Source organism: Streptomyces sp. NPDC054975, assembly GCF_053609105.1.
Genome location: NZ_JBSGWV010000007.1, coordinates 42216 through 54452, shown reverse-complemented (window position 1 = coordinate 54452; position 12237 = coordinate 42216). Strand labels below are relative to the sequence as shown.

At 72.7% G+C, this 12237-nt stretch carries 14 protein-coding genes; 5 read left to right on the top strand and 9 right to left on the bottom strand.

Annotated features, from left to right (window positions below; genetic code table 11):
* Positions 1 to 3 precede the first annotated feature (3 nt).
* Together ACWF79_RS10615 and ACWF79_RS10610 are read right to left on the bottom strand one after the other, a co-directional pair.
* Positions 4 to 696 (bottom strand): permease prefix domain 1-containing protein, encoded by a 693-nt coding sequence (locus ACWF79_RS10615; RefSeq protein WP_453727693.1) that lies wholly within the window; start codon positions 694 to 696, stop codon positions 4 to 6.
* Entirely contained in the window at positions 693 to 1034 is a 342-nt protein-coding gene (locus ACWF79_RS10610) for a PadR family transcriptional regulator (protein WP_453727692.1), read from the bottom strand. The genes ACWF79_RS10615 and ACWF79_RS10610 overlap by 4 nt, the downstream gene beginning before the upstream one ends.
* A gap of 83 nt (positions 1035 to 1117) precedes the next feature.
* Between ACWF79_RS10610 and ACWF79_RS10605 the strand changes: the two genes are divergently transcribed.
* From ACWF79_RS10605 to ACWF79_RS10590, 4 genes are all read left to right on the top strand, one after another.
* Complete coding sequence (locus tag ACWF79_RS10605) at positions 1118 to 1552, top strand: hypothetical protein (protein ID WP_453727691.1); 435 nt, start codon at positions 1118 to 1120, stop codon at positions 1550 to 1552.
* Between the two features lie 5 nt (positions 1553 to 1557).
* Positions 1558 to 1818, top strand: coding sequence for a hypothetical protein (locus ACWF79_RS10600; RefSeq protein WP_453727690.1), 261 nt, complete (start codon positions 1558 to 1560; stop codon positions 1816 to 1818).
* Positions 1819 to 1874: 56 nt separating this feature from the next.
* A complete protein-coding gene (locus ACWF79_RS10595; RefSeq protein ID WP_453727689.1) occupies positions 1875 to 2384 on the top strand; it encodes a nucleotide triphosphate diphosphatase NUDT15 in 510 nt (169 codons plus the stop codon).
* 90 nt (positions 2385 to 2474) lie between these two features.
* Entirely contained in the window at positions 2475 to 3335 is an 861-nt protein-coding gene (locus ACWF79_RS10590; RefSeq protein ID WP_453727688.1) for an SGNH/GDSL hydrolase family protein, read from the top strand.
* Here ACWF79_RS10590 and ACWF79_RS10585 read toward each other — a convergent pair.
* Positions 3283 to 3687, bottom strand: a complete 405-nt coding sequence (locus ACWF79_RS10585; protein WP_453727687.1) for a DUF5997 family protein — start codon at positions 3685 to 3687, stop codon at positions 3283 to 3285. The genes ACWF79_RS10590 and ACWF79_RS10585 overlap by 53 nt on opposite strands.
* Positions 3688 to 3745: 58 nt before the next feature.
* Here ACWF79_RS10585 and ACWF79_RS10580 point away from each other — a divergent pair, with 58 nt between their 5' ends.
* A complete protein-coding gene (locus tag ACWF79_RS10580; RefSeq protein WP_453727686.1) occupies positions 3746 to 4510 on the top strand; it encodes a LysR substrate-binding domain-containing protein in 765 nt (254 codons plus the stop codon).
* 103 nt (positions 4511 to 4613) lie between these two features.
* Here the strand turns inward: ACWF79_RS10580 and ACWF79_RS10575 are convergent, their stop codons facing one another.
* From ACWF79_RS10575 to ACWF79_RS10550, 6 genes are all read right to left on the bottom strand, one after another.
* Positions 4614 to 5798: a cytochrome P450 gene (locus ACWF79_RS10575; RefSeq protein ID WP_453727685.1), complete on the bottom strand. Its 1185-nt coding sequence runs from the start codon at positions 5796 to 5798 to the stop codon at positions 4614 to 4616.
* Positions 5788 to 6498 carry a tRNA-dependent cyclodipeptide synthase gene (locus ACWF79_RS10570; protein ID WP_453727684.1) on the bottom strand — a complete coding sequence of 237 codons (711 nt, stop codon included), beginning with the start codon at positions 6496 to 6498 and terminating at the stop codon, positions 5788 to 5790. The genes ACWF79_RS10575 and ACWF79_RS10570 overlap by 11 nt, the downstream gene beginning before the upstream one ends.
* Positions 6499 to 6827: 329 nt before the next feature.
* Positions 6828 to 7628 carry a hypothetical protein gene (locus tag ACWF79_RS10565; RefSeq protein ID WP_453727683.1) on the bottom strand — a complete coding sequence of 267 codons (801 nt, stop codon included), beginning with the start codon at positions 7626 to 7628 and terminating at the stop codon, positions 6828 to 6830.
* A gap of 107 nt (positions 7629 to 7735) precedes the next feature.
* Positions 7736 to 8080: a hypothetical protein gene (locus ACWF79_RS10560; RefSeq protein ID WP_453727682.1), complete on the bottom strand. Its 345-nt coding sequence runs from the start codon at positions 8078 to 8080 to the stop codon at positions 7736 to 7738.
* A gap of 58 nt (positions 8081 to 8138) precedes the next feature.
* The gene (locus ACWF79_RS10555) at positions 8139 to 9644 is read right to left on the bottom strand and encodes a carboxylesterase/lipase family protein (RefSeq protein ID WP_453727681.1); all 1506 of its coding nucleotides are present in this window, start codon (positions 9642 to 9644) and stop codon (positions 8139 to 8141) included.
* A gap of 81 nt (positions 9645 to 9725) precedes the next feature.
* Entirely contained in the window at positions 9726 to 12197 is a 2472-nt protein-coding gene (locus tag ACWF79_RS10550) for a SpoIIE family protein phosphatase (protein WP_453727680.1), read from the bottom strand.
* Between the last annotated feature and the right edge of the window lie 40 nt (positions 12198 to 12237).

Below are 12237 nucleotides of genomic sequence, written 5' to 3'. Positions count from 1 at the left end.
TGATCAGACGTGCAGCCGGGCGCAGCGTCGGCAGGCGCGGGCCGAGGGGGCCGTGAGCGCGTGGGAGGCGGCCGCGAGGGTGCAGGCCAGGACGATCAGCGGCCATCCGGCGGTCATGAAGGCGGCGACGGCCAGGGAGAGAGTGGCCAGGGCCATCGACACGCTCGCCGTGGTGCCGGTCCAGGCGATCAGGAGGGGCAGCCGGTGCGGGGTGGGCACGTGGCGTGCGAGGGGGCCCGTGGCCGCCAGCGCGGTCGCGGCGAGAAGGGCGGCGACGCCCGCGACGGCGGCCAGTGACTGGGCCGCGCGGGGCAGGACCCCGTCCTGGCCGGTGCCTGTGGTGAGGAGTGCGTACCAGCAGGCGAGGAGGAGCGGGGCGGCGAGGACGACGGAGCGCGCGGTGTGGCGCGTCTGGGCGATCGTCAGTTCGCGCTGGCAGGCGGGGGCGAGTTCGGCGGGGGTGCCGAACTCCCGTACCGCCTGCTGGACCGCGTCCTCGTACGACGCTCCCGCGTGGGTGTGGGCTTCGGCGGTGTCGGTGAGCCCGCCGCGTACCTCTTCGACGAGGCGTGCCGTGGCCCGGGGCGGGCCGTGCAGGGTGCTCCGGAGCTCGGCGACGTAGGCGTCGACGGGGTCCGGCGCGTGGTCCGTCGGGTCCGTGGGGTCCTCAGGCTTCGTGAGGGCGCGGGCGTTCATGTCGCGGTTCCGGGCTGGGCGGCCGGGTTCAGGACCGAGCCGATCGCCGCCGTGAACTCGCGCCAGGCGGCCCGCTCCCCCGCGAGGCCCTTGCGGCCCGCCTCGGTGAGTTCGTAGCAGCGCCGGCGGCGCTCGCCGACCGATTCCCAGCTGCTGCTGAGCAGGCCGATCCGCTCCAGGCGGTTGAGCGCCGGGTAGATCGTGCCCGTGCGCAGGTCCAGCACGCCTCCGCTGCGCTGCTGGACCGCGGTGATGATCGCGTACCCGTGCAGCGGCCCCTGCTCCAGCACGGCCAGCAGCAGTCCGTCGAGGTGCCCTCGCACCGCATCCGCCCTCATGAGTAGGCAGCCTACACACCACACACGTAGACGTGCTATCTATTGGCAGCCAATATATAGCTCATCGGCTGAAGGGGCCCGCAGTGACCAAGGTGCTGCTGTCCATACACGTCCTCGCGGCGATCCTGGTGGTCGGACCGATCACCGTGGCCGCGTCGCTGTTCCCCCGCTACGCGCGCCAGGCCTCGCCGGTCACCGCGCTGCTGCACCGGATCTGCCGGGGGTACGCCGTCGCCGGTGTCGCGGTCCCGGTGTTCGGGCTCGCGACCGCGGCCCAGCTCGGCGTCCTCACCGACGCCTGGCTGCTCACCTCGCTGGCGCTCACCGCGATCGCGGCGGCCGTCCTCACCCTGGCGATCCTGCCCGGCCAACGACTGCTGCTCGACGGCGGCGGGGGCGGCGGTGAGGGCAGGGCCGGGGCCTCGCGCCTTGCCATGCTCACCGGGATCTTCAACATCCTCTGGGCGGTCGTCGTGGTCCTCATGATCGTCCGCCCCGGCTCGACCACGGGGGCGTGAGGAAGGTGCGCACGCTTCGTGTCGCGGCCGGCGTGGAGGCCGCCTCCCTGCTCGCCCTGTTCGCCAACCTGCTCACCGCCCACGTGCCCGCCGTGTCGACGCTCGTCGGCCCGCTGCACGGCACGGCGTATCTCGTCACGATCGCGGCCGCCTGGCCGGTGCCCGGCGCCGACGCGTCCGGCGCACGATGGCTCTCCGTCATCCCCGGGGTCGGCGGGCTGCTGGCCCTGCGACGGCTCCAAGGCGGCGGCCGCCGCACCGCGTAGCCGGGCATGGTGTTGGCTGGTGGGCGACAGATGCCCCGTGCGCACGAGGAGTTCCGATGCCTCCGGCCGACCAGCCGCCGTCCACCACGCCCCACCGCAACGCCCAGCCGCCGTCCGCGCAGGCCTCGCTCGGGGCCGGTGTCGTGGTGACCGACGCGGCCGGGCGCGTGCTGCTCGGACTCCATCCGAGCGGCACTTGGGAGCTGCCCGGCGGGAAGGTCGATCCGGGCGAGTCCATCGAGCAGGCGGCCGTGCGTGAACTCGCCGAAGAGACCACGCTCGTGGCCGACGTCGCCGACGTCGACGTCATCGGGATCCTGCTGGACTCGCTGACGTCGACGCGGCTCACTCGCTTGACGGCGGTGGCGGTGGTACGGGCCTTCAGCGGCACCCCGGCCGTCGCGGAGCCGGACAAGATCGAACGCTGGGAGTGGACCGCGCTCGACCGCCTCCCCGAGCCGCTGTTCCCGCCCTCCGCCCAGGCGCTCAGGACCTGGCGCCCGGACCTGCCCGTCGAGGAGGGGACGTTTCACCGATACCAGGTAAATCCGGCGCCCCGACGATGACCCTAGTCGCGTAATTGAATAGGTACGGTGTTGAATACCGTCGAGGCGCGTCGCACGGGGCGCGTCGCCGCACGGAGGAGCAACACGACTATGCGCACCGGCCCGTACGAGCGTTACGTCGCCCTGGGCGACAGCCAGACCGAAGGCCTCGGGGACGGTGACGACACCACGGGCCTACGCGGGTGTGCCGATCGGCTCGCGGAGTTGATGGCGGTCGGCAGTCCTGGACTGACCTACGCCAACCTGGCTGTGCGGGGCAGGCTCGCCGGGCAGGTGCGCGCCGAGCAGCTCGGGCCCGCGCTGGCGCTGAGGCCCGACGTGGCAACCGTGGTCGCGGGGATGAACGACCTGCTCAGGCCGCGGTTCGACGCGGACGAGGTGGTCGGCCATCTGGAGGCGATGTTCGCCGCGCTGACGGCCCGGGGCGCGCGGGTGGCGACGGTGACGTTCCCGGACGCCGGGCGGCTCATCCCGCTGGCGCGGCCGCTCGGCTCCCGCGTCGTCGCGCTCAACGCACGGATCCGCGAGGCGGCGGCGCGGCACGGTGTGGCCGTCGCCGAGACCTACCCGCACCCGGTGGTGACCGACGCCCGGCTGTGGAGCCCGGACCGACTGCACGCCAGTCCGCTCGGCCACGCGCGTATCGCCGCCGCTGTGGCCGAGGCCCTCGGGGTGCCCGGCAGCGACGACTCCTGGACACATCCGCTGCCGGCGCTGCCCGTGACACGGGCAGCGGGTCCGCGCAGGGCACTCGACGAGGCGCGGTGGGTCGCGGGCTTCCTCGGCCCGTGGGTCGGCAGGCGCCTGCGCGGCCGCTCCTCGGGGGACGGCCGCGCGGCGAAGCGTCCCGACCTGCTGCCGATCGGGGCCGGGGAGAAGGTCGGGACCGGGGAGGAGGTCAGGAGTGCGAGCGGTCGGCCTTCGCGGCCTTCTCCGCCTGCTTCTCCTTGATACGGGCCGCTTCCTTGCGGACGTCGGCCTGGGTGGCGCGCTCCTTCTGGAGCCACTCCGGGGCTTCCTGCTTCAGGGCCTCGATCTGCTCGGTGGTGAGAGCCTCGGTGATGCCGCCCCGGGCGAGGCCCGAGATGGAGATGCCGAGCTTGGCCGCGATCACCGGGCGGGGGTGGGGGCCGTTGCGGCGGAGCTCGCGGAGCCACTCGGGCGGATCGGTCTGCAGGGCGTTCAGCTCGGTGCGCGAGACGACACCCTCCCGGAACTCGGCGGGGGTGGCCTCGAGGTACACACCCAGCTTCTTCGCCGCGGTCGCGGGCTTCATGGTCTGGGCGGTCTGGTGCGACGTCATGGTGTCAAGGGTATCGAGCGTGTGAGCTACCTCTGACCACGGCGGGTAACCTGGCGGGGTGACTGGCCAGGAAGAACCCTCCTCGTTCCGGCTCGCGTACGTACCGGGAGTGACGCCCACGAAGTGGGTGCGGATCTGGAACGAGCGGCTGCCGGACGTACCGCTGACCCTCGTCCAGGTGCCGGCCGCCGAAGCCTTCGAGCTGCTGCGGGGCGGCGGCGCGGACGCCGGTTTCGTACGTCTTCCGGTCGACCGTACGGATCTCAGCGCGATCCCGCTGTACGCCGAGACGACGGTCGTCGTCGTGCCGAAGGACCACGTGGTGGCGGCGGTCGAGGAGGTGTCGCCGGAGGACCTGGCCGAGGAGATCGTGCTGCACCCGCTGGACGACACCCTCGACTGGGAGCGGCCGCCGGGCCTGCCGGCGATCGAGCGCCCGGCGACGACGGCGGACGCGATCGAGCTGGTGGCGGCGGGCGTGGGGCTGCTCGTGGTCCCGCAGTCGCTGGCGCGGCTGCACCACCGTAAGGACCTCACCTACCGTCCCCTGTCGGACACGCCCGAGTCGCGGGTCGCGCTGTCCTGGCCGCAGGCGGAGCCGACCCCGGATCTGGTGGAGCAGTTCATCGGGATCGTGCGCGGCCGGACCGTGAACAGCACCCGAGGACGTCCGCCGACGCCTCCGCAGCCCAAGGCCGCGGCCAAGCGCCCCGAGAAGAGCCCCCGGAGCGGTTCCGGCGGCGCCAAGGGCGGCAAGGGCGGCAAGGCGGCGAAGAACACCCAGCGCGGCGCCAAGCCCGGCAAGCCCCGCCGCAGGTCGTAACCCCTCGTAGCCGTTCGCTCCCCCGGCCTGCACCGCGAACGCCGTCGCCCCCGGCGGGTGGCCGGGGGGCGACGGTGTCGTATGGGGTCAGGTCAGGCGGGGGTCACCAGGCGACCGGAAGGCGTTCGGGGATGCGCTTCATGAAGCGGGTGCGCCAGACGAGTTGGTCGACCGGGACCGCGAGGTGCAGGTCGGGCATCCGGTCGAGGAGGACCTCCAGGGCGATCTCGGTGTGCTTCTTGCCGAGGGCGGTGGCCGGGCAGTAGTGGCCGCCGCCGCCGAAGGAGAGGTGCGTGCCGGCGTTCGGCCGGCCGATGTCCACGGTGTGCGGGTCGGGGAAGACTGCCGGGTCGGTGTTGGCGGCCTCGACCAGGACGAGCAGGAGCTCCCCCTTGCGTACCTCCACGTCTCCGAGCGTGACGTCCTCGAGCGCGAGGCGCGGGAGCCCGTCGGCGATGGAGAGGTTGATCCGAAGCAACTCGTCCACGGCGGCCGGGATGCGCTCCGGCTCCTTGCGCAGCTGCTCCCACACATCGGGGTTCTGCAGCAGGGAGAAGATGGCCATGGTGAGGAAGCCCATGGTGGAGATGACGCCCGCGCCGAAGAAGGTGACGCCGACCGTGGCGAGCATCTCGTCCGTCAGATGGGCGTAGTCGGGGTTCCCGCGCAAGGCGGCGAGTTCGGCCATCAGCCCGGTCGTCGCCGGGTCGTCCAGGCGCTCGACCATGTACGCGATGTCGCGGTCCCAGTTGAGCCGGGCGCCCGTGATGGGGCAGGCCGAGTTCATGAACGCGATGTCCAGGCTGGCGGCCAGGCGCGGCGCGTCCGCCTCGGGGATGCCGAGGATGCGGCAGTGCAGGTTCTCCGCGTACGGGTTGGTGAACCGGCCACGGAGGTCGACCGGCGGTCCGTAGGCGAGGAGTCCGTCGACCAGCGCGCCGGCGTGGTCGCGCATCCAGTCGGTGAGGCCGTCCGTCTTGGGGTTGATGGCCTTGAGGACGGCCTTGCGCAGTCCGGCGCCGGTGATGTTGCCCATGTTGTTGACCACCTCGGGCGGGATGGTCAGGGCGTACTGCCGGGGGACGCCGGGGGCGGAGGTGTCCTTGAGCGAGAACCTCGGGTCTTCGAGGACCTGCTTGCAGAGTTCGTAGGACGAGACCAGCCAGGCCTCGTCGCCGGCGATCGTACGGACCCGCTTGACCGGTTCGGCGCGCAGGGAGTCGATCTCGGGCGGCAGGCGGTCGCCCCGCGCGGAGAACGGGAAGTCGAGCAGCGTGTCAGTGGTCATCGTGGTCTCCGAGCATCGGGGTGACGATGGCGTGGCCCTGGTTGCGGGAGGCGCGCAGTCCGGAGCCCCTGGAGTAGAGGAGTTCGGCCATCGGCAGGAGCTGGTGGTAGCAGTTCAGGGAGGAGGGGACACCGAGGATCGCGGGGGTGTCCAGGAAGAGCGGCGCCTCGGCGCAGATGTACTGCAGGCAGACCTCGCGCTGGCGGGCGGTGGGGGTCTGTCCGTCGAGGACCTTGGAGGAGAGGAACGCCTCGACGAGCCGGTCGCAGGTGGCGAGGAAATCGGCGTCGGTGGCGAGCAGGTCGTCCAGGTGTTTGCGCAGGTGCCGGTAGGCCGGGATGTCGAGGAGCGCGGACATGGGGCGCCCTCGGAGCCGTTCACCACCGGGGTCGATGGCGGCGACGGCGTTGTTGACCTTGGCGCGGACGCCGCGGAGGTTCTTGACCGCTTTGCGACGGGCTTCGTCCGGCGGGTAGCCGAGAGCCTCGTACATGTCGGCGACGTGCAGGTCGGTGTAGATGAGGTCGACCTGCTCGAAGCCCCGGAGTCCCCAGGCGGCGAGTTCGGCCACCCGTTGGGCGGAGAAGTAGCCGTTGCCGGGGGAGATGCCGATGACCGCGTGGGCGCCTTCGGTGTGGATCACTTGGCAATGCTGCGTGTACGGCTGGACCTTGAAACTGTCGGTCGCTGTCGTCGACAAGTGAAGAAATGTCCTTCGGGCCGCTAGTCCCGTCGGGGCCTTGTGCCCCTGGTGTGGCGGCGACGGCATGAAGTTACCGGCGATCTCCGCAGAGTGACAATTCTGCCCAACAGGTGGCCGGATACCTTCGGTACGTGACCGGATATAGTCCACCGTCCGCTTGGGAACGGCGAGTTCTGGTCATATTCGCGGGCAGCAGCCCTGTCAGGTCGATTCAGCGGGGAGGGCAACCCGGTGGAAGACCCGGCCGCCGAGGTCGATGCCGGTGACGGCGCCGCTCGTGTCAGCGGGCCGTCCCGGCTGTCAGGGGCGCCGCTGCGGCACGGGCGTCACCGCCCGATCTTCTCGGCCGGTCCCATGACGATGACCGGTGCCTTGGCGGGGTCCAGGGCGCGCAGGAGTTGTCGCATGACGTCGGGCGTGAGGGAGACGCAGGCCTGGGTGGGGCCGCCGTGGTCGACATGGACCCAGACGCCTCCGCCCCGCTCCAGACCGAGCGGCCGCTCCTTGTTCAGGGGCGTCGTACCGGGGACGCGGTTGTAGTCGATGGCGACGACGTAGTCGAACGAGCCCTCCAGCGGCTCGCCGAGGAACCCGACGCCCGGGGAGACGAACTCCTCGTCCTGGTCGTAGGGCAGCTTCGAGCCGGGGTCGGGCAGCCGCCCGCCCGCGTCGCCGAGCCGGAAGACACCGGTCGGGGTGCGCAGATCGCCGGCCCAGTGCTCGTCGGTCCAGCCGCGCAGGGCGTTGTGCGCGGTCCACGGCCCGGCCGTGCGACGCCAGCGCCCCGCCGTGTCCCGTTCGTAGAGGACGGCGTTGGCGACGTTGCTGTCCTGCGTCCGCCCGGTCACGACGAACACCTGGCTCGTGCGGTCCGGAATCAGCGTCCGGGTCACCGGCCCGACGCCGGGCGGAGCGGAGGGCACCTGGGCCTTGGGGGTCGCCGGTGGGGCGGGCGAGGAGGGCGGGGTCGGCGGCCCGGCGTTCTTGGCGGCGGCGCGGGCACCGGACGGGGGCGTCGGAGCGGCCGGTTGCTCGTGCGACACCTGCACGTAGCCGATGAGCGCGAGGGTCGCGCAGAGCGCGGCGGTCAGCACACGCGGCCCGGGACGGACGTTCCTGACAGGCATGGGGCAGCATCCTCCGACGCTCGCGAACGGCAATGCCGCGATACGTACCCGGTCCGCGTCCACGCCTGTCGGGAGAGCCGCGCACTCACCCGACCGGGGCAGAGGTGTCAGGCCGTGGCGGTGGGGGCCTCGTCGAGTTCCCAGGCGTGGCGCTTGAAGTCGCGCGCGAAGTCGGGGTGGTCCTCCCAGTTGCGGGCGACGCGGCGCAGCACGTCCCAGTTGTGCTCCAGGGCCTGGTCGATGATGTGACGGAGCGCCGGGTCGGCCGTCGCCCGCTGGTCGGCGAGGCCCTTGACGGCCGCGGCGGCCTTCACCGTGCCGAGGAGGGCCCGCAGGGCGCGGGAGGTGTCGTCCATCCCGAAGCCGTGGTCGCTGCCGTTCGCGGGGTCGAACAGCGGCCGGAGGCGGTCCTCGATGAACGTGGTGATCCGCTCGAAGTGCTGCACGTCCATCGGGTCTCATCTCCTGATTCGGTTGGGTCGCGTCTGCGCGATCATTATCCCGTGTGCCTCAGGAGAGCGACGGCGGGGCCATGCGTATGTCGCGCCAGAGCGCGTGCGTGGGGTTCGGCCCCTCGGTGCGGTCCTGGGGGACGTCCCAGACGTGGACGGTGGGTGCGGCGGGGTCGGTGAGAGGGGCCCAGCCCGGGTCACCGGTGGCGGCGAAGGCGGCCCAGGCGTCGACCATCCGGCGGGACAGTGCGCGGTCGTCGGCGTCGGCGGGGCCTCCGGTCAGGAACTCGACTGCCGTGGCGTCCAGGGTGCCGAGCGCGAAGGGCACGTCGGCGGCGTGCCAGGCGCGTACCGGGCTGCCGTCGGGGCGGGTACGGCGCCGGTCGAACCGGGACAGGAACGTACGGCCGCCTCCCGCACGGGCGTGCGCTTCGGCGAGGCGGACGGTGGGCACGGTGAAGACCGTGTCGCTCGCGAGGGCGAGGAAGACGTCGAGGACCGGCGCTGCGGGCATGCGGGTCCGGTACGCCGCGACGAGGGCGGGGGGCAGGCCGTAGTCGGCGGCGAACCGGTCGAGTCCGTCGTCGGTGGTGACCGCCGGCATGGCGCCCACCTGGTGCATGAGCCAGTACTCCTCGGTGGTGTGGCAGACGAGGAGGTCGACGTGGCCGCCGACGGCCGAGGCGGCGAGGGGGTCCCGGTCCAGCAGGACGCCGTCGAGGACCGGGCCGTAGAGGACGGTGTCGTAGTGGAGGAACCCGGCCGAGGGGTCACCGGCGTACCGTGCCACCACCCGGTCGGAGGCCTCGACGAGGTCCTGCGGGGTCGCGGCGAGCAGGCCCTCGGCGGTCGGTTCCACTCCCGCGGCCTGGGCCACCTCGCGGGTCAGGCGCTCGGCGAACTCCGGCCGGAAGAACGCGTCGGGCACGCTGTGGGCGATGGCACGGTGGAAGAGTCCGCCGGCCCGCGCGCTGCTCATCAGCGAGGCGATCGAGCCCCCACCCGCGGACTGTCCCGCCACCGTGACGTTGTCCGGGTCGCCGCCGAAGGCCGCGATGTTGTCGCGCACCCACTCCAGCGCGGCGATCTGGTCGAGCAGCCCCCGGTTGTCGGGGAAGCCGGGCACCCGGCCGAAGCCTTCGAAGCCGAGACGGTAGTTGCAGGTCACCACCACCGTGCCGGCCCGGGCCAGTGTGGAGCCGTCGTAGTCGGGCTGGGCGGAGGAGCCGAAGGTGTAGGCGCCGCCGTGGATCCAGAAGAGAACGGGCAGCGGCGTGGAACTCTCCTCCGGCGCCCAGACGTTGAGCGTGAGAACGCCCTCGTCGTCCGGGTTCCAGACCGGTGAGCCGGGCAGCTCCGCGGACTGCGGGGCGACCGGCCCGAAGCGCGTGCAGTCCCGCACCCCGTCCCAGGCCTCCGCAGGCCTCGGTGCCCGGAAGCGCCCGGCGTCGAAGGGCGGGGCGGCGTAGGGAATGCCGAGCGTGATCCGCAGTCCGTCGGCGACCGTGCCGCGCACCGCGCCCCGCTCGGTCACGACGGTGTGGTCGGCGACGCCCGTACGCACAGGGGGAACTCCTTCTCTACGCCGTCGGCCCCTCCGCGCGGCAGCACACCCTCGCACGGACGGCGCAGGGCGGACAATCGATTAAAGATCTTGGTCGCGGTCCAGGGGTTGTTCGGCCCAGATGACCTTGCCCTCCGCGGTGTAGCGGGTCCCCCAGCGCCGGGTGAACTGCGAGATCAGGAAGAGGCCCCGGCCGCCCTCGTCGGTGGTCCGCGCGTGGCGCAGGTGCGGCGAGGTGCTGCTCGCGTCGAAGACCTCGCAGATCAGGGTGCGTTCGAGGATGAGACGCAGCCGGATGGGCCCGGAGGCGTGCCGGATGGCGTTGGTGACGAGCTCGCTGACGACGAGTTCGGTGGTGAAGGCGAGTTCCTCCAGACCCCACGCGGCGAGTTGGCGGGCGGCCATCACCCGGGCGCGGGCGACGACGGCCGGGTCTGCGGGCAGGTCCCACACGGCGACCTGTCCGGCGGCGAGGCTGCGGGTCCGCACCAGGAGGAGGGCCGCGTCGTCGGTGTAGGGCCTGCTGGGCGCCAGTTCGTCGACGATGCTGCGGCACAGTTCGTCGAGCGGCAGGTCGCGGGACCCCAGAACTCGGCGCAGCCCGTCCTTGCCCGCTCCGGGCGCGGCGATCAGTCCGTCGGTGTAGAAGGCGAGGACGCTGCCCTCCGCGAGGGGCAGCTCGACGGATTCGAAGGGGAGCCCGCCGATGCCGAGGGACGGTCCAGGAGGAAGGTCCGGGAAGGTGACGGTGCCGTCGGGCGCGCGGACGGCGGGCGCGAGGTGGCCCGCACTCGCCAGGTCGCAGCGGAGGCTGACGGGGTCGTAGACCGCGTAGAGGCAGCTGGCCCCGACGCCCGCGGGGAGGGGCGCGCCGCCGAGGTCGGTCGCCGCGCCCTCGCGGGTCACCTGCAGGACGAGGTCGTCGAGGTGGGCGAGGAGTTCCTCGGGCCCGAGGTCGAGGTCCGCGAGGGTCCGTACGGCGGTACGGAGCTGGCCCATGGTGGCGGCCGCCTCGATGCCGTGCCCGAGGACCTCTCCGACGACCAGGGCGACCCTCGCTCCGGACAGCGGGATGACGTCGAACCAGTCGCCGCCGAGTCCGGACAGTTCGTCGGCGGGCCGGTAGAAGGAGGCCGCCTCGACGGCTTCCTGCAGGGGGACGCCGTGCGGCAGCAGGCTGCGCTGGAGCACGAGCGCGGCGGCCCGCTCGCGGGCGTAGCGGCGGGCGTTGTCGAGGCAGACGGCGGCGCGGGCGACGAGCTCCTCGGCGAGGCGCAGGTCGTCCTCGTCGAACGGCTCGTCCCGCCGGGTGCGCAGGAAGGTGGCCACGCCGAGGGTGACACCCCGGGCGAGGATCGGCACGACGATGGCGGTATGCGGTACGTCGTCGGCCTCGTCGCTCGCTTCCGCGGGCGCCGTGGACTCGAACAGGGCGATCGGGATGGCCGCCTCCCGGGTCGCGGCGTCCAGGTGGGCCGCCCGCCAGGAGCGGCCGTGGGCCACGGCGTCCATCTGGGGTGACGACGGCCGGTACCCGGACGGCTCCCCCGGTTGCAGTACTTCCCTCACCCCGCCCTGGCGTACGTTCTGGGCGCCGCCTCGTACCAGACGCTGTGCGGTGGCGGCGGCCGTCGGCCCGGGGGACGGATCCGCGCCTCGAAGGACCGCGTCCAGGAGGTCGACGGCGACGAAGTCGGCCAGGCCGGGGACCGCCACGTCGGCGAGGTCCTGGGCGGTGCCCATGACGTCCAGGCTGCGGCCGATGCGCTCGCTGGCCCGGGCCATCAGCGCGAGGCGCAGCCGGGCGCGGTAGCGGTCGGTGATGTCGACGACCGCGTAACAGACGCCGAGTGCTCGGCCGTTGTCGTCGTCGAGCCGGACGAAGGACATGGCGTGGGCATGGTCCCGGTCGGGGTGGGAACGGGTACGGCCCACGTGCTCGTACCCGACGACCGGTTCACCGGTCGCCAGCACCTGGCGCATGTTCGACTCGACGATCTCGGCGTTCATCCCGGGCTGGATCTCCCCGAGGCGCTTGCCGCGCCGCTGCTCGACCGTCCCGCCGCCGAAGTGCTCCAGCGCCGTGTTCGACCACACGCACCGCAGCTCGGTGTCGACGAAGCAGAGCCCGATGGGCATCTCGGTGACCATGCGCTCCAGGAGCGCGGGGCCCATGGTCCACTGCCGGGAGGGCGCGGCGCCGACGGCGACGACGAGCCAGCGGGCCGGGCCCGCCTCGCCCGGCAGGGGCAGCACGGTGACGTCGACGGCGACCGTACGGCCGTCCCGGTGACGCGCGAGCAGCACCCCCGACCAGCCGCCGTCCCGGTCCGAGGTCTCGAGGATCTCGCGGAGCCGGCCGGCCTCGTCGCCCGCCAGGAGGGAGTCGACGCGACGGCCGCCGAGGTCTGCCGCGGGGTAGCCGAGCAGGCGCTCGGCGGCATAGGGGCGGCCGACGACCGTCCCGCCCTCGTCGAAGAGGAGAACGACGGAATCGGCGACACCGAACACGGCCTCGTGCGCGGCGGTCTCTGCTTCCTCGGGTCTCCCCACGGCCGTCGGCTCCGTTCTCACACCCCCACCCTGCCTGCTT